General features: G+C 71.0%; 4 protein-coding genes. All 4 read right to left on the bottom strand.

The annotated features are described in order from the left end of the window. Positions 1-24: 24 nt before the first annotated feature. From AB8P05_RS31840 to AB8P05_RS31825, 4 genes are read right to left on the bottom strand one after another with little or no spacing between them, the layout of a single operon-like run. The gene (locus AB8P05_RS31840; protein ID WP_472762217.1) at positions 25-1,491 is read right to left on the bottom strand and encodes an efflux RND transporter periplasmic adaptor subunit; all 1,467 of its coding nucleotides are present in this window, start codon (positions 1,489-1,491) and stop codon (positions 25-27) included. Then, complete coding sequence (locus AB8P05_RS31835) at positions 1,488-2,333, bottom strand: efflux RND transporter periplasmic adaptor subunit (protein WP_472762216.1); 846 nt, start codon at positions 2,331-2,333, stop codon at positions 1,488-1,490. The genes AB8P05_RS31840 and AB8P05_RS31835 overlap by 4 nt, the downstream gene beginning before the upstream one ends. Beyond that, positions 2,330-4,477: a TolC family protein gene (locus tag AB8P05_RS31830; protein WP_472762215.1), complete on the bottom strand. Its 2,148-nt coding sequence runs from the start codon at positions 4,475-4,477 to the stop codon at positions 2,330-2,332. The genes AB8P05_RS31835 and AB8P05_RS31830 overlap by 4 nt, the downstream gene beginning before the upstream one ends. Next, the gene (locus AB8P05_RS31825) at positions 4,474-18,381 is read right to left on the bottom strand and encodes an autotransporter-associated beta strand repeat-containing protein (protein ID WP_472762214.1); all 13,908 of its coding nucleotides are present in this window, start codon (positions 18,379-18,381) and stop codon (positions 4,474-4,476) included. The genes AB8P05_RS31830 and AB8P05_RS31825 overlap by 4 nt, the downstream gene beginning before the upstream one ends. Between the last annotated feature and the right edge of the window lie 7 nt (positions 18,382-18,388).

The raw sequence follows: 18,388 nt of genomic DNA, 5'->3' as shown, positions 1-18,388 counted from the left end.
CTTTCCATTCCCGGCCGCTTTCCCTCAAATCCCCAGCGACTGGCGCAGCAGGGCCAGCGGGCGGCGGAACAGGTAGAGGGCCAGCGGCACGCGGTCGCCCAGGATCTTGGCGGTGCCGCGCAGGCCGATGCGCGGCGGGGCCTCCCCCGGGTTCTGGCCCGGCTCCAGCGCCGCCTTGACGCGGTAGGACAGCACGCCGGCGGCCGACAGGCCGGCCTCGTAGCTGGCATGGGTCAGGCGGGCCCGGAGGGGGCGGAGCGGGTCGACGTTCAAGAACAGCTCCACCGGCGAGCCCGGCTCCAGGACCAGGGCGTCGCCGACCGGCACCATGATGTCGATCTCCGGCGCCTGCGGGTCGGCCAGGGTCAGCACGCGCTCGCCCACCGACAGCGGCTTGCCCAGCCAGTCGTTGACGTCGGTGAAGACGGCGATGCCGGCGCGCTCGGCCTTCACCGTCACCCGGTCCAGCAGGTCGCGGGCGAGCGCCAGCTCGGCCCGGCGCAGCTCCACCTGGGCGCGGAGCTGGGCGACGCGGGCCTTGGTCTGCGGGTCGGCGAAGGCGGCCTGCGAGGCGGTCAGCAGTTCGGCCTCCGCCTGGGTCAGGCCCTTGCGCGCCACCTCGAACCGGCTGCGCAGCACGGTGGAATCGAAGCTGAACAGCGGCTGTCCGGCCGCCACCGCCTGGTTCGGCTGCACGTGAAAACGCTCGATCACGCCGTCCAGCGGGGCGGCGACGATCACCGGATTGCTGGTCTGGATCTCGGCCGGGGCCAGGGTCGACATCGGCACCGGGATGGCGAGCGCGCCGGCGACCGCCAGCAGCACCAGCAGCGGCAGCAGGGCGCGGCGCAGACCGCGCCGCTTGGCGCGCTTGCCCGACAGCGCCCACCAGGCATGGCCGTAGCCCTCCGCCAGATGCCTCAGCAGCAGGATTTCGCCGTCGGTCCAGGGCTCGTCGCGGCCCAGCCACAGGCCGGCCGGCGGCGGGGCGGCCTTGTCCCGGCTTTCCGCCGGGGCGCCGGGCGGGGTCTCCCGCTGGGGTTCCGGCTTGCGCAGCGGGCACCACAGCACCTGCGCCGGCCCCCACTCGCCCCAGGCGCCGCGGACCTCGGCGGGCAGGGCGGCGGGGTCGACGACATGGACGGCGTCGGCCTGCGGTCCGGCGGCGACGGCGCGCACCGCCTGCTCCAGCCATTGGACGAAGGGGGCGTTCGGTTCCAGCACCGCGATGTTGGACACCGCCTCCAGCGTCGGCCGCCCCCGGTCCGCCAGGGTCAGGAAGGCGGCCTGCCGGTAGGCGATCAGCCGGCGCGTCTGGTTGACGATGTGATAGCGCAGCTCCGGCGCCGTCGCCTGCCGCCACGCCTGCCGCTGCAGCTCCAGCAGCATCAGCAGGCCGTTGACCGGTTGCGGTGCCGCCTGTGGAGTTGCCTGTGGAGCCACTTGCGGCGCCGCCTGCTGGGGCGGGGTCTGGGCCATCGTGGCGCTCATGGCTTTGCAGGTCCGGGTTTGGGGCCCCCTGGGAAGTTCCCTGGTTGCCGGCCGGCAGCGACGACAGCGCCGGTTCGGGGAAGAACGCCGTGCCGCTCATGCCCGCGACCAGCCCGGCCGGGGGCGTCGCCGGTCAGCTTCGCGGTGACCTTCACCGACTGGCTGGCCGGATCGACCTTGGCGCCGGGCAGCACCACCTCGCCCGGCAGGGTGGCCCCGGTCTCGTCGACGCGCAGGTCGAAGCGCTGACCCGGCTTCAGCCACACCAGCCAGGAGGAGGGGACGATCAGCTCCACCTTCAGGTCGCGGTCGGACAGGATCTCCAGCAGCGGCGCGCCGGCGGCGACCGACTCATGCTCCTGGATCCGGCGCTCCACCGCACGGCCGTCGAAAGGCGCCTTGATCTCGCAGCGCCGGGCCTGCACCTCCGCCTTGCGGACCTCTGCGCGGGCGACCTGGACCTTCGCCTCGGCCAGCTGCACCTCGGCCTCGCCGATGGAGCGCAGGCTGTTCAGGCGCCGGTTGACCCGCGCCGTCACGTCCGCGGCGTTCAGCTGGGCGCGGGCGGCGTCCAGTTCCGCCTGATAGCTGGCGCAGTCGAAGGCGACCAGCAGGTCGCCGGCCTTGAAGCTCTGGCCGGCATCGACGCCCATGCGGGCGATGCGGCCGGGGATCTCGGAGGACAGGACCGCATGCCGCCGGGCCTCGATCAGCGCGCGGACCTGCCCCTGCGAGGCGTCCTGGGCCAGGGCCGGGGCGGAGGCGATGCCTCCGCCCAGCAGTGCCGCAACGAATACGGCGGTTCGGGCGGCGGCCTTGGCCGCAGCACCGGGACGGATCACAGCGACGCGACCTTGCCCGCCGGCAGGCTGTCGGACCGGCCTTCCTGGGCCGAGAGGGTACGAACGGTGCATTCCCGCTGCTTGTCCTTCACACGATGACAGAACCGCTCGGCCGCGGCGCGGTCGGCGAAACCGCCTGCGCGCAGCTGGACGATCGGCTTGCCGTCCTCGCTGCGCCGGGTGGTGACGTACAGGGCGCCGGCCCCTTCCGCTTCCTTTCCCAGGCGTTGGGCGATCATACCCCATTCCCGTTCGGCAAGCCTGTGGCTTGCGTAAGCCCCAAGCTCGGCCTGGATAACGGGAGAGAAGGACGCCGTCGCAACTGAAGAGGCAGCGGATGGCGATTGTTTCGCCGCCGTAACGGGAGCGGGGGCGGGCGTCGCAACCGGGGCAGGTTCGGCCGCCGTTGCCTTCGGCGCCTCCGCGACCGCAACCGGGGCAGGGGCCGGGGCAGGAGCAGCCATGGCAACCGGGGCGGCAACCGGGGCAGGAGCCGGAGCGGCCGCCATGGGCGCCGCCGGCTTGGCGGGCTCCGGCTTCACCGGTTCCACCTTCACCGGCTCCGTCCTGTCGGCCTTAGCCGCGTCCTTCGCCACCAGATCCTTGACGCGCAGCATGCTGTTGGCGCGCTCCTGCCAGGAGGACAGGCCCTTGGCCACCGCCTGGGTCAGGGTGGGCAGGTCGTCGGCGGCCATCGTCTCGGGCAGCGGGTCGACGCCGGCCGACACCATGACGCGGGCATAGGCGTTGTGCAGGTCGGCCAGCACCAGATCGCGGCGCAGGTCGGACAGCAGCGCCGTCACCTCCGACTGGATCACGCCCAGCTCGCCCACCTGACCGGCCTCGCCGACGTTGACGTATTGCGAGCGGATGCGGGTGTCGAGGTCGGCCTGCTCGGCGGTCAGGGCGAATTCCTGCTTCAGTTCGCGGAACTGCAGAACCGCCACATGCACCTGGCTCAGCACCGCCATGCTCAGCGCCTGACGGCGGAAGGCGACCAGCTCCTCCTGCGCCTCGGCGTAGGACTTGGTGGCGGGGGCGGAGACCAGGTTGATCAGGTTCCAGCTGATCCGCGCGCCGTAATCGGCCCAGCGCTGGTTCAGCAGGAAGCTGTTGCTGTCGTAGCGCAGGGCGGCGTTGACGTCGATGCCCGGCAGCAGCTTCAGCAGCGACCGCCAGGTCTCGTCGGCGGAGATGCGCTGGTTGTAGCTCTCCTCCAGCAGTTCCGGCCGGTTCAGCAGGGCGTAGGTCTCCAGCGCCTCGACCGCGACGTCCAGCTTGGGCGGCGCCTTCATGACGCTGGCCGGCGGCAGCTCGATCTCGAACTGCTCGCCCGGCGGCAGCCCCATCAGCGCGCCCAGCTGCGACTTCGCCGCCACCAGTTCGCGGCGCAGCGACTGCAGCTGGCGCAGCGTCTCCACCAGGGTGCGGGTATAGTTCAGCGCCTGCAGCGGCGCCTGGACGCGCAGCGCCTCCAGCGTGCGGGCGTCGCGGCGCGCGCCCTCCACCCGCTTCTCCACCGGCTCCAGCCGCTTCAGCAGCCGTTCGGCGGCGACGGCGCGCCAATAGGCGGTGCGCACGTCCTGCATGATGCCCTGGACGACGCGGCGGCGGCGCTCGTCGGCGATCAGCACCAGATTGGCGTTCTGCCGCGCCCGCAGATAGCTGACGCCGAAATCCAGCACGTTCCAGGTGAAGGCGAGATCGCCGGTGCGGCGGTGCTTGTCGGTGGCGGTGGTGCTCTCGCCCGTCCGCCGGCCGGTGGCGAGGTTCAGGCTCTCCGACCCGGCATCGTTGTTGCGACCGACATAGCCGGCGGCGGCCACCACGCGCGGCAGCATGTCGTAGCGCGACAGGTCCAGCTGGTCGGTGGCGACCGCCACCTCCATCAGCTTCACGCGTTCGTCGAGGTTGTACTTGATGGCGCGCGCCATCGCCTCGTCCATCGAGACGGCCTTGGTCAGCGGCTCCTGCGGGGCCAGCACGACGCCCAGATCCTTGCGCACGCGGGCCAGATTCTCCTCGGCCGTCAGCGGCTCGGGTTTGACCGCGCAGCCTGCGGCCAGCAGGGATGCCGCCAGGACGGCGACGGGAACCACCGAAGAAAGCAGGCGGTGGCGGAGGTGAACGGTCGAAATCTTCATGGTGGGAGCAATTCCGTTCGGCGGAAAAGGATTGGGGGAGGAAGGCGACGCTGGAGGGAAAAGACGCTTGGAGGAGGTGGGCCGCCGTCAGGCGGCCCAGCTGTCGGGCAGGACGTGGCTGGCGAGTGCCGCCAGCAGATCGGTGGCGTCGGCCGGACCGCCGTGGGCGCGGGCGACCTGACGGGCGAAGCCGGGGAGGCCGGCATGATCTCGGCGCGGTTGTCCGCCCCGCGCTCCGCCGGCTGGCCGGTGCCGTCCGACGGAGTGCCGCCGCCATCCTGGGGAGCGCCCTGGTTCTGGGGCTGGCCCTGCTGTTCGCCCTGGCCTTGGCCCTGCTGGCCCTGACCCTGGCTCTGACCCTGCTGGCCCTGCCCTTGACCCTGCGGACCCTGGTTCCCCGGCCGTCCGGTGCCGAGGCCGTTGCCCCGTTCCTGACCGAGCCCCTGGCCCTGGCCCTGACCCTGGCCCTGGCCTTGACCAAGACCCTGGCCGTTGTTCAGGCCGCTGCCCTGCGTGCCGGTCTGGCCCTGGCCGCCCTGGGCGCCGGTGCCGCGGGTCGCGCCACCCGTGCCCGTCCCGGTGCCGGTACCCGTCCCCGTCCCGGTGCCGGTGTTGGTGCCGGTCCCTCCGGGTGTGCCGCCGGTGCCGAGACCGCTGCCCAGGCCGCTGCCCAAGCCGCCGCCGCCCAAGCTGCCACCGAGGCCGCTTCCTCCCAGCCCGCTTCCGGAGCTGCCGCTGCTGGAGCTGCCGCCGCCGATGCTGTTCAGTGTCACCGACCGGCCGGCATCCGTGCTGGACGAGCTGCCGCCGATGTTGTTCAGCGTCACCGACCGGCCGGCGTCCGTGCTGGAGCTGCCGCCGCCGATGTTGTTCAGCGTCACCGACCGGCCCGCATCCGTGCTGGACGAGCTGCCGGGCGTTCCGCCGCTTCCACCGCTGCCGCTGCCGCCCGGCAGCGTCGGCCCGGAACCGGTGCCGCCCAGCGAGCCGCCGGAGGAGCTGCCGGAGGAGCTGTTGGAGGACGGGCCGTTGGACGAGGAGCCGGTCGTCGAGCCGCCGGACAGCGACGGGCCGTTGCCGCTGACGGTGACGGGCGTGGTCGTCGCCGGCGTGGTGGGAACCGGGGTGGTCGTGCTGGCGCGGGCCACCGCGACCGTCACCGTCGCCGCGGCCGAGCCGTTGCCGGCGATGTCGCGGGCCTGGATGCTGATCGACCGGCTGGTCGCCGTGCCGGCGAAGCTCGGGTCGCCGGCGCTCGACCGCAGCCCGATCGCCCGCACCGCCGCCTGATAGTCGGCGGCCGAAGCCACGCCGGTCAGCACGATGCTGTTGCCCTCGCGGGTCGCGGTGATGCCGGCCGGCAGGGCGCCGATCACCAGCTCGTCGCCGCTGCGGGCGTCGGTCAGGGTGACCGTCACCCGGTTCAGCGCGTTCGCGTCCGACAGCGAGACGGCGGATCCCAGCGCCGCCGTGCCGCCGGGGGTCAGCGTCGGGGCGGTCCCGCCGGCGGAGACCGTCGGGGCCTGGGTGTCGACCGTCAGGCTCAGCGTGCCCGACCGGCCGATGTTGCCGGCGCGGTCGGTGGCGGTGGTCGTCACGCTGTGCGGGCCGTCGGTCAGCGGGGTGGCGACGGCGAAGCTCCAGCGCCCGTCGCTGCCGGCGGTGGCCGTGCCCACGGTGACGCCGTCGATGATGACGGTGACCGTGCTGTTCGGATCGGCGGTGCCGGTCAGGGTCGGACGGGTAACGGAGGTGACGTTGGCCGCGTTGTCGGTGCCGCCGGCGATCGCCGGGGTCGACAGCACCGGCGGCGTGGCGTCGATGGTCAGGGTCAGCGCCGCCGAGGTGCCGCTGCTGTTGCCGGCCGGATCGGTCGCCCGGCTGGTGATGGCATGGGTGCCGTCGGTCAGCGGGGTGGTCAGCGTGTAGCTCCAGCCGCCGTCGGGCCCGGCGGTGGTGGTGCCGACCGCCACGCCGTCGACCAGGACGGTGACGGTGGAGCCGGCCTCCGCCGTGCCGCCGACGGTCGGACGGCTGATGTTGGTCAGCCCGTCGGTGGCGGAGACGCCGGTGTCCTGTCCGGGCGCCAGCACCGGGACCGAGGGGGTCGCCGGAGGCACGGTGTCGACCAGGACGTTCTGCAGGCCCGGCATGCCGGTCAGCGTCGCCGGCAGCGGGATGCGGGCACGGTCGGTGATGCTGCCGCCGTTCAGGTTCAGGCCACCGACGGCGATGCCGTCGGCGTCGGCGTCGCCCGCCTGCACCACATAGTCGAAGCGCAGGACCGTCCCGCTGCTGGCCGCGGGGTTGTAGACCGCCTGACGGGTCTGGCCGCCGATGTCCAGCGTGATCGTCGGCACGCCGTTGACGATCACCACCTCGCTGGTCTGGATGTAGAAGCTCAGCGTCTTGCCGACGCCGTAGGTGCCGTCGGCGGGTGCGACGATGCTGCGGATCGTCGGCGCCGTGGTGTCGATGGCGATGTCCTTGTTCAGCCCCAGCGACCGCACGTCGCCCGGCATCGTCAGGGTCAGGACCCCGGCATTGCCGACGATGTCCGTGATCGAGCCGGTCAGCGCGCCGGTGCCGGAGGCGTCCAGGTCGGCGGCGGTGTCGCCGGCCTGCACCGTGTAGGTGAAGGTCAGCGTGTTGGTGCCGGTCCCGCCGCTGTAGGTGGCGGTGCGGCCGGTGTTCAGCGCCAGCGTCGGGGTGCCGTTGACCGTCACCGCCTCGCTGAAGGTCACCTGGATCGAGATGGTCTCGCCGGTGGTGTAGGTGCCGTTGGCGGTGCTGGCGGTGACGTTGGTGACGGTGGGATGGACGCTGTCGATGCGCACGCCCCCCATGCCGGCGATGTTGTTCAGCGTGCGGATCGCGCTGTTGCCGATCAGGTCGGCGATGCTGCCGCCGCTGATCGAGCCGCCGATGCCGATGCCGTCGGCGTCGACCAGGTTGGTGCCCACGGTGTAGCGGAAGGTCAGCGCGGTGCCGCCCGATCCCGACAGGTAGGTCGCCTGCACCACCGTGCCGTTGTCGAGCGTGATCCCCAGCGTCGGCGTGCCGGTGACGGTGACCGCCTCATTGAAGGTGACGGTGACGTCGATGGTCTCGCCGGCCCGGTAGGTGCCGTTCACCGCCGAGACGGCGCTGACTGTCGGGGAGGCGGTGTCGATGACGATCGCCTTGTTGGCGCCCAGCGAGTTGGCGCCCCCCGGCTGCGCCAGCGTCAGGATCGCGTCCAGGCTGGTGGTGCTGTCGGCGATGCTGCCGCCGTTCAGCGTCAGCGCAGCCGTCGAGGCATAGTCGAGGTCGGTCGCATTGTCGCCGTCCTGCACCGTGTAGGTGAAGGTCAGCGTCGTCGTCCCCGACCCGCCGCTGTAGGTGGCGTTGCGGCCGATGTTCAGCGCCAGGGTCGGCGTCCCGGTGACCGTCACCGCCCGGTTGAAGGTGACGGTGACGGTGACGGTGCTGCCGGCCTTGTAGGTGCCGTCGGCGGTGGTGGCGGTGACCGACGAGACGGTCGGGTTGACGATGGCGTTCAGCACCAGGTCGTTGCCGGTGCCGCCGACATAGTCGACCGTGTACAGGTCGCCGTTGCTGGTCATGGTGGCGCCCTGCGCCAGCCCGGACAGCGTGTTGGACAGCGCCCCGGCCCCGGTCTGGTTGATGACCGTGTAGCTGGCGTTGGTGGCGGAGAAGCCGTTCACCCGGCTGACGCTGACCGCGCTGGAGCCGCTGGCCAGCGTGACGCCGCCGCTGACGATCACCTGGTCGTAGTTGGTGCCGGGAGAACCAGTGCCGGCGATCTCGACCGCCAGGGTGCCGTTCATCGACAGGTTGCCGTTGACGGTCAGCGTGCCGATGCCGTTGTTGGTGCCGGCCACGCCGGGCGCCAGCGTGGCGCCGGAGGCCACCGTCAGGGTGTTGGACGAGCCGGCGGCGAAGATGCTGCCGGTGCCGGCCAGGGTGGCGCCGGAGGCCACCGTCATCCCGGAGGTGCCGTTCAGCGCCCCCATCACCAGCAGCGTTCCCGCGGACACCGTGGTCGGGCCGGCATAGGTGCTGGTGCCCGACAGGGTCAGCGTGCCGGTGCCGGTCTTGGTCAGGCTGTCGCTGCCGCCGATGGCGCCCGACAGGGTCACGGCGACGCCGGTGTCGATGGTGGCGCCGTTGACCCCGGTGTCGAAGGTGTTGTCGATGGTGCCCGCCCCGGTCACGCTCAGCGTGCCGCCGTTCAGCGTGACGGTGCCGGTTCCTAAGTTGGCGTCGCCGGCCACGCTCAGCGTGCCGCTGCCCCGCACCGTCATGCCGCCGGAGAAGCTGCCGCTGTTGCTCCCCGACAGCGTCAGGGTGCCGCTGCCGTCGAGGGTCAGGGTGCCGCTGCCGGTGAAGGCGCCGGAGAAGGTGGTGGAGCTGTTGTCGCCCCCGGTGGTCAGGGTGTTGGCGCCGATCGCCACCGTGCCGGAGCCGGCGAGCGAGCCGATGGCCTCGTCGCTCGACAGGGTCAGGGTGGCGCCGCTGTCGACGGTCACCGCGCTGCTGTCGCTGATCGCCGAACCGCCCGACACCGTCAGCCCGCCGGCCGACACCGTGGTGGCGCCGGTGTAGGTGTTGGTGCCCGACAGAGTCAGGGTGCCGGCCCCGCTCTTGGTCAGGCCGCCGGTGCCGCCGATGGCGCCGGAGAAGGTGGCGCTGCCGCTGGACAGGGCGACGGTCAGCGTGTTGCTGCCCAGCGTGACGCTGCCGGATCCGGTGAGCGACCCGATGGTCTCGCCCGACGACAGGGTCAGGGTGGCGCCGGTGCCGACCGACACCGCGCCGGTGTCGGCGATGGCCGAACCGCCCGACACTGTCAGCGTGCCGGCCGACACGGTGGTGGCGCCGGTATAGCTGTTGGTCCCCGACAGCGTCATCGTGCCGGTGCCGGCCTTAGTCAGGCCGCCGGTGCCGCTGATGGCGCCGGAGAAGGTCGTGCTGCTGTTTGCCCCGCCGGCGGTCAGCGTGTTGCTGCCCAAGGTCACCGAGCCGGCCCCGGCGAGCGATCCGACGGTCTCGGCCGCCGACAGCGCCAGCGTGGCGCCGGTGTCGACGGTCACCGCGCTGCCGTCGGCGATGGCCGAGCCGCCCGACACCGTCAGCGTGCCGGCCGACACGGTGGTGGCGCCGGTGTAGGTGTTGGTCCCCGACAGGGTCATCGTGCCGGTGCCGGCCTTGCTCAGGCCGCCGGTGCCGCTGATCGCGCCGGAGAAGCTGGTGCTGGTGTTGTTGCCGCCGGCGGTCAGTGTGTTGCTGCCCAAGGTCACCGAGCCGGCACCGGCGAGCGAGCCGATGGTCTCGGCCGCCGACAGCGCCAGGGTGGCGCCGGTGTCGACGGTCACCGCGCCGGTGTCGGCGATGGCGCTGCCGCCGTTCAGCGTCAGCGTACCGCCCGACACGGTGGTCGCGCCGGTGTAGGTGTTGGCGCCCGACAGGGTCAGGCTGCCGGCCCCGCTCTTGGTCAGGCCGCCGGTGCCGCTGATGGCACCGGAGAAGCTGGTGGAGCCGCTCGACGGGCTGACGGTCAGGGTGTAGCTGCCCAGCGTCACCGAGCCGGATCCTGCCAGCGAGCCGATGGTCTCCGCAGCACCCAGCTCCAGCGTGGCGCCGGAGTTGACCGTCACCGCGCCGGTGTCGGCGATGGCGCTGCCGCCGGAGACGGCGAGCGTGCCGGCGCTGACGGTGGTGGCGCCGCTGCGGGTGTTGGCGCCGGACAGGGTCAGCGTGCCGCTGCCGGTCTTGGTCAGGGCGCCGGTGCCGCCGACCACGCCGGTCAGGGTGGCGGTGTTGGACACGCTGATCGTGGCGCCGCCGGTGCCGGCGGTGATGCCGTTGGCGAAGCTGGCGCCGGTGCCGGTGATCGCCAGCGTGCCGAGGTCGATCGTCAGCGTGCCGCTGCCGATGTTGGTGGCGTCGGTCACCGACAGGGTGCCGCCGACGACGCTGGTGGTGCCGGTGTAGGTGTTGGCGCCCGACAGGGTCAGCGTGCCGCTGCCGCCCTTGGCCAGGTTGCCGGTGCCGGACAGCACGCCGGAGAAGGTCGTGCTGGCGCCGGAAGCGCCAATGGACAGGGTGTTGCTGCCCAGCGCCACCGAACCGGCGCCGGCGAGCGAGCCGATGGCCTCGTCGCTCGACAGGGTCAGGGTGGCGCCGCTGTCGACGGTCACCGCGCTGCTGTCGCTGATCGCCGAACCGCCCGACACCGTCAGCCCGCCGTCCGACACCGTGGTGGCGCCGGTGTAGGTGTTGGTGCCCGACAGAGTCAGGGTGCCGGCCCCGCTCTTGGTCAGGCCGCCGGTGCCGCCGATGGCGCCGGAGAAGGTGGCGCTGCCGCTGGACAGGGCGACGGTCAGGGTGTTGCTGCCCAAGGTCACCGAGCCGGAGCCGGTGAGCGACCCGATGGTCTCGCCCGCCGACAGGGTCAGGGTGGCGCCGGTGCTGACCGACACCACGCCGGTGTCGGCGATGGCGCTGCCGCCGCTCAGCGTCAGCGTGCCGGCGCTGACCGTGGTGGTGCCGGTGTAGCTGTTGGCGCCCGACAGGGTCACCGTGCCGGAGCCGTCCTTGGTCAAGGCGCCGGTGCCGCTGACGATGCCCGACAGGGTCAGGGCGTTGGCGGTCTTCACCGTGCCGGTGCCGGTCAGGTCGACGGCGTTGGTCAGCGTCTGGCTGGTCGCCGTGGTGGTCAGCGTGCCGCCGTTCAGCGTGATGGTGCCGCTGCCGATGGTGCCGGCCGTGCCCAGCTCCACCTCGCCACGCAGCGTGGTGCCGCCGGAATAGGCGTTGTTGGCACTGCTCAGCGTCAGCTTGCCGGAGCCGGTCTTGGTCAGGCCGCCGGTGCCGGTGATGTCGCCCGACAGGGTGACGGCGTTGGCATTGTCGATGGTGGCGCTGGACGACAGGGCGATGGCGTTGTCGATGGTGGTGGCGCCGGTGACGGTCAGGTTGCCGCCGCCCATCGTCACCGTGCCGGTGCCCAGGTTGGCGTCGCCCGCCACCTGCAGCGTGCCGGCGCCGACGGTGATGGTGTTGATGCCGGTGTTGCCGGACGCGGTGTTGTTGGTGCCGCCCAGCACCAGCGTGCCGTCGCCGCTCTTGGTCAGGGCCGCCGCGTCGGTGCCGTTGTCGGCCAGGGTGGAGTTGATGGTCAGCGTGTCGCCGGTGCCGACGCTGACGGCGAAGCTGTTGCCCAGCGTGAAGCCGTTGCCGGTGATGGTGATCGCCCGGCTGTTGGTGTCGCTGTCCATCGCCAGGGTCACGCCGCTGCGCACCGTCAGGGTGCTGGGCAGCGTGATGGTGCCGCCCAGCGTGGCGGTGAAGCGGATGGTGATGTTACCCGATGCGTTGTTGGCGAGGTTGATCGCCTCCAGCAGGTCCAGGCCGCCGCCGTCCGCCTTGTCGGCCGTATAGGTGCCGGCCGGCGCGCTGCCGTCGATGGCGGTGACGTCGACCACCAGGTCGTTGCTCACGCTGATGCTGAACGTCTTCTGATAGGTGGCGGTGCCGTCGCTGACCTGGATGCGGACCGAATAGCTCTGCCCGGCGGTCAGGGCGGCGGCGTTGTTCGCCTGCAGCGACGTGCCGGAGATGTTGAACAGGGCGTTGTCGGTGTCGCCCGTGCCACTGACCAGCGTGTAGGTGAAGGTCTGGCCGGTGTCGGCATCGGTCTTCGACAGGGTGCCGACCACCGCGTTGGTGCCGTCGAAGATGCTGACGGAGTTGTTCGACAGGCCGATGTCGGTCGGCGCGTCGTTGATCGAGCTGGCGGTGACCACCGTGCTGCTGTTGGCGCTGCTGCTGGTCGTGCCGTCGCTGGCGGTCAGGGTGAAGGTGGTCTGCACCGTGCTGCCGGGCGCCACCTGGTTGTTGGTGGGGGTGAAGACCAGCGCCTGCAGCAGGGTCTGCAGCCCGCCCGGCGTGGTGGCGGTCAGCGTGTAGTTGCCGGCCGTGCCGGTCAGTCCGCCGCCGGCGCTGGACAGGGTGCCGTTGGCCGCGGTGTAGGTGATGGTGACGGTGAAGCTGCCGGTGGTGTCGTCGGCGTCGGTCACCGTCACGCTGCCGAAGGGCGTGGTGGTGGCGTTGTCGTTGACCGTGCCGGCGGTGGTGAAGGTGCCGCCCAGCGCCGGGGCCTGGTTGACCGGCCCGGTCAGCACGACGTCGTTGCTGCTGCTGCCGGCGGCATAGCTGACGGTGATCGAGCCGCTGTTCAGGCTCAGCGTGGCGCCTGACGCCAACCCGGTGAAGGTGCCGGTGACGGCGTCGCTGCCGTCATTGTCGATGATGACGAAGCTGTCGCCGCTGGCGCTCTTGGTCGGGGTATAGCTGCCGCCGGCGCTCAGGGTGGCGCTGCCGACGTTGACCGCCCCGGTGACCGCGACCTTGTCATGGCTGCTGGTGCTGACCAGATCGACCGCCAGGGTGCCGCCGGACTGGATGGTCAGGCCGCCGTTGACGGTCAGGGTGCCGACGCCGTTGTTGGTGCCGGTGACGCCGGGGGACAGCGTGCCGCCGGACTGCACGGTCAGACCGCCGTTGACGGTCCCGGTTCCTGCCAGCGTGCCGCCGTTGCCCACCGTGACCGCGCTGGCCGACGCCCCGTTCAGGGTGCCGGTGACGATCAGCGTGCCGGACGACAGACTGGTGGTGCCGGTGTAGCTGTTGGTGCCCGACAGGGTCAGCGTGCCGGCGCCCGACTTGGTCAGGTTGTAGGCGCCGCTGACGATGCCGGACAGGGTGAGCGCGTTGCCGGTGCCGACATTGACGGTGCCGTGGCCGCTGCCCAGCGTGACGGCGTTGGTCAGCGTGACGGCACTGCCGGTCACGGCCAGCGTGCCGCCGTTCAGCGTGACGGTGCCGGTGCCGAGGTTGGCGGCCGCGCCGACCGACAGCGTGCCGCCGGTCACCGTGGCGGCCCAGGCGGTGGCGTTGTTGGTGCCGGTCAGGGTCAGGGTACCGGCGCCGCCCTTGGTCAGCGTGTTGGTCCCGGCGGAGATGGTGCCGGACAGGGTCAGCGCGTTGGCGGCGTTGACCGTGCCGCCGCCGGAACCGACGGTCAGGTCGTTGGCCAGGGAGACGCTGCTGCCGGTCACGGCCAGCGTGCCGCCGCCGCTCAGCGTGATGCCGGCGCTGCTGATGTTGCCGGAACCGGCGATCGACAGAGTGCCGTCGCTGACGGTGGTGGTGCCGGTGTAGCCGTTGCTGCCCGACAGGGTCAGCGTGCCGCTGCCCGTCTTGGTCAGGTTGAAGGCGCCGCCGAGCGCGCCGCTGACCTCCAGGCTGCCGGCGGTGACGGTCAGCGTGGTGTTGGCGGCCATGGTGACGGTGCCGCTGACCGTGTTGGTGCCGCTGGCGTTGACCAGCGCGCCGTCCGACGACACGCCGGAGCCCGACAGGGTCAGGTTTTCCGCGATGGTGATGCCGCCCGACAGGGCGAGTGCTGCGCCGTTCGCCACCGTGGTGCCGCCGGTGGTGTTGCCCAGCGCGTTGGCGTTGCTGACCGTCACCGTGCCGGCGTTGATGTTGAAGGCACCGCTGAAGCTGCCGTTGTTGCCCGACAGGGTCAGGTTGCCGGCGGCCGCCTTGGTCAGGGTGCCCGATCCGCTGATGGCACCGGAAAAGGTGGCGCTGCCGCTGGGGGCGATGCTGACCGTGCCGCCGCTGCTGCCGATGGCGACGGCGTTGTCGATGGTGCCCACGGTGCCGCTCAGCCGCAGGGTGCCGCCGTTCAGGGTGATGGTGCCGGCGCCCAGGTTGCTGTCGGACGTCACCAGCAGCGTGCCGGCGGTGACGGTGATGCCCCCGGCGAAGCCGCTGCTGTTGGTGGTGCCGTCCAGCGTCAGGGTCGTGCTGCCGCTGCCGGCGTTCAGGGTCAGGCTGCCCGACGAGGTGCCGGTGATGGCGCCGCTGAAGGTCTGGTTGGTCCCCTGGCTGACGGTCAGCGCGTTGCCGCCCAGCGCCAGCGTGCCGCTGGCACCGCTCAGCGTGCCGATGGTCTCGGTCGCCGACACCAGGCTCAGCGTGCCGCCCGACAGGGTCACGGCGCTGCTGTCGGACAGCGCGGTGCCGGTGCCGCTGTTCAGCTCCAGCGTGCCGGCCGACACGGTGGTGGTGCCGGTGTAGCTGTTGCTGCCGGTCAGGGTCAGGGTGCCGCTGCCGGCCTTGGTCAGGCCGCCGGTGCCGCTGATGATGCCGGTGAAGCTCGTGCTGGTGCCGTCGCCGCCGGCGGTCAGCGTGTTGCTGCCCAGCGTGACGCTGCCGGATCCTGCCAGCGACCCGACGGTCTCGTTGCCGGACAGGTTCAGCGTGGCGCCGGTGGACACCGTCACGGCGCTGCCGTCGCCGATGCCGCCGTTGGCGGTCAGCGTGCCGGCGCTGACGGTGGTGGCGCCGCTGTAGTCGTTGCCGCCGCTCAGCGTCAGGGTGCCGGTGCCGTTCTTGGTGACGCCGCCGCTGCCGGTGATCTTGCTGGAGATGGCCAGCGTGTCGCCGCTGCCGTTGGTCAGCGTCAGGGTGGTGCCGGTCGCCACGGTGATGGTGCTGCCGGCAATGGTCAGGCCGCTGGCCGCGTCGGCGTCGAAGGTGATGTTCTCGCCGATCGCCAGGTTGGAGCCGAGCGTGATGGTTTGGCTGGCCAGCCCGCTGCCGAACACGATGGTCTGGGTGCCGGCCTGCCCGTTGGCGATGGCGACGGCCTCGCGCAGGCCGATGCCGTCGGTCGCGTTGATGGTGCCGCCATCCGCGGTGTGGTCGGTGACGTAGATGGTGTTGGTCGTCACCGCCACGTCGGCCGTGGTGCTGCCGCCGCCGCCGTCGTTCAGGGTGAAGCGGATCGTCGCGTTGCCGGCCGGCGTGTCGTTGCGATAGGTGATGCCGCTCATCAGCGCGCCGATCCGCGCCGCGGTGGCGTTGGCATCGAAGGTGACGGTCAGCACGCCGCCGGTGTTGGTGTAGGTCGCGAACTGCGTCGCGCCGTCGGCGATGGTGCCGGCCGTCCCGCTGGTGGGGGTGACGGTATAGCTGCCGCCGAAGCCGAAGACGTCGGCCGACCATGCGCCGCCGGCGGTGCCGCTGGTGGCCGACCGCTGCACGGTCAAGCTGGCGCCGTTCCAGTTGTTCGTGCCGTTCTCGGTATCCGACACGGCGGCGTTGGAGCCGAGGTCCAGCGTCACCGTGTTGCCCACGCCTGCCCAGGCGACGCTGTCGCTGTTCAGGTTGCTGATCGCCGGGTTGTTGTTGGCGTTCACCGTGATGGTGAAGACCTTGTCGTAGGTTTGGGCGGGGCTGCCGTTGTCGGTGGCGCGCACGCGCACGCTGTAGGTGCCGGCGGACAGCGCGCTGCCTCCCACCACCAGGTTGGAACCGGAGATCGAGAAGGAGCCGTTGTTGGTATCGCCGGTTCCGCTGACCAGCGTGTAGGTGTGGGTCTGGCCGGTTTCGGGATCGGTCGCGGTCAGCGACCCGACCGTGGCGCCGGAGGTGGCGCCGGACGAGTTCAGCGTCGCGTTCGACAGGGTGATGTCGGTCGGCGCCTCGTTCGCGTTGGTGACGGTGACGTTGAAGGTGCGGTCCGTCGTGTTGCCGAGGGCGTCGGTGGCGCGGACGGTGACGACATAGACGTTGTTGCTGTCGCTGTCGGTCGGGCTTTCGTAATTGGGGGCGCTGGCGAAGCTCAGCACCCCGCTCGACAGGCTGAACTTGGCGGAATCCGCACCGCCGACGATGCTGTAGCTGACCGGCGTGCTCGCATCCGTTGCCGCCAGCGTGACCACCGTGGTGGTGTTCTCGGCCACCGACTGCGTCGCCGACGAGGTGAAGGACGGTCCCGTCAGGTCCACCGTATGGGTGCCGCCGCTGGTGTAGGCGGCGATGTAGCCGCCGCTGTTGTTGCCGTTGCCCGTCGCATCGACGATGTCGGTCGAGCTCTTCAGGTCGACCCGCAGCGTGCCGTCGCCGCTGATGCTGTTGACGGTGACGTCCCAGGTCGTGCCGCTGCCGGATATGGATGCGATGGTTCCCGCCGCGCTGCCTGTCGTGGTCAGCTGGAAATCATCGGTGGTGACGCCGGACACGCTTTCGCTGAAGGTGACGCGGAAGGTCACCGACGTCGCGTTGGCGGCCGGCGAGCCCGTCGTGGACACGCTCTGCACCGACGGCATGACGGTATCCACCGTGGCGTTGGTGGTATCGGCGGTGGTCGTCTTGCTGCCGTCGCTGTTGGTCGCCGACACCGACACGTTTCTGTTCGTGGCGCTGATGCTGCCGGACGTGATGACGTAGGTTGCCGTCCAGACGCCGTTGCTTTCGGTCGCCGCCACCGCCGTGCCGCCGCCGAACTGGCTGAAATCGACGGTGACGCCGGAGATGTTGCCGTTGTTGTCGCCCGCCGCCGTGTTGTTCCACGTCGCCGTGACCGTGTCGCCGATCCTGTAGGCGCCGCTCGTACCCGTGCCCCCGCTGATGCTGATCTGGGCGTCGGTCACGGTCGGAGCGGGACCGCTCAGGATCGGCGACTTCAGAACGACGTTGTCGAATCCCAGCTCCAGGGGGTTGTCGGACGATGAGCCGCCGGAGGTGTAGAGCCTGATTTCGTCGACGTTGTTGAAATCGGCCGACAGGGTAACCGTCGCGCTGTTTCCCAGATCCGTGGCGGTGACCGTCTGCGACTGCAGCTGCACACCATCGCGGTAGCCGACGATGATGACCGAATAGCCCTGCCCGTTGAAATCGAATATGTCGATGGACTCGAAACGGAAATTTGATCCGTTCGATGTCGCGAACACGAAATAGTCCGGCTGGTTTGGGACGGGGCTGGTCGCCGAATCGATGTTGATGACAAGCCCTTTGCTTCCGCTGCCCGGATCGGCGTTGTCAAGAACTGCGGAACTGGTGGGGGCGGCCAGCGATCCAAAGGCGGTGCCGAGACCGCTGTCGGTCAACTTGAAGACGACGTTACCGAAATCCGTGGTCGTGGCGGTGATCGTGGAGGTGAGGCTGCCGGTGACACCGGAGGCGAACGTGATCGAATTGGTCACCAGGAGGCCGTCGTAGCGTGCCAGCGACGCGTCCGAGAAGGCGGCGGCGGTTTCGATCGAACCGACCTTCGTTTCGAGGGTCCAGTTGCCGCCCAGCGCCGACGAGCCCGTCAGGTCGTTCGAGGCGGCGACGTCGGCACCGCTGATTCCGGCCAGTGCGGTGACGAAGCTCTGTCCGGCATCGCCGGCCACCTCGCAGCCGTACAGCAGCAGGTCGCCGTCCGGATTGAGGGCGCCGCCGAGTGCCGCGACATCCGCCGAACGCATGCTCAGCGTCTGCGAATTCAGGACGAGGGAACCGAGATTGACCGTGCCTTCGCTGCCGTGGCTGACCACATGGATGGCATCATAGCCCCGGTGGCTCTGCGCCCATTGGGCCATTTGCGCCAAGCCGTCCTTCGATGCATCCAGCAGGACGATCTCCACGCCGGATTTCGCACCGTCCACGAAGGTCTGGTAGCCGGCGACGTCGGACAGGATGAAGACGACTTCCTTCCTGCCGTCGTTCTGCATCGGGTCGGCGGCGCGCACCTCCACCGGTGCCGGAACGGAGGCGGTCACCTGTGTCGCTTCGGCGACCGCCTGGGCCTGCGGTTGGGTGGCGGCATGGTCGGCGCTGTGGTCGATGCTGTCATGGCTGGCGGCGGCGGGGTCGGCGCTGTGGGCGGTTGCCGCATTCGGGTCGGCTGTGGCAGCACCGGCCGCGTCGAACATGAAGCGCGGTTCCAGCGCATAGGCAAGCGGCGGACGGGTGGACGGCCTGCCTGCCACCTGTGCCACCTGCTTCGCACCGGTTTTCTTCGCCGAACCCTTCACCCGCGTGAACTTGGACTTCATCGCCACA

The organism is Azospirillum sp. VT-I1 (assembly GCF_055698305.1).
Note: the sequence above shows the minus strand (reverse complement) of the source record. Positions and strands in the feature narration are given on the sequence as shown.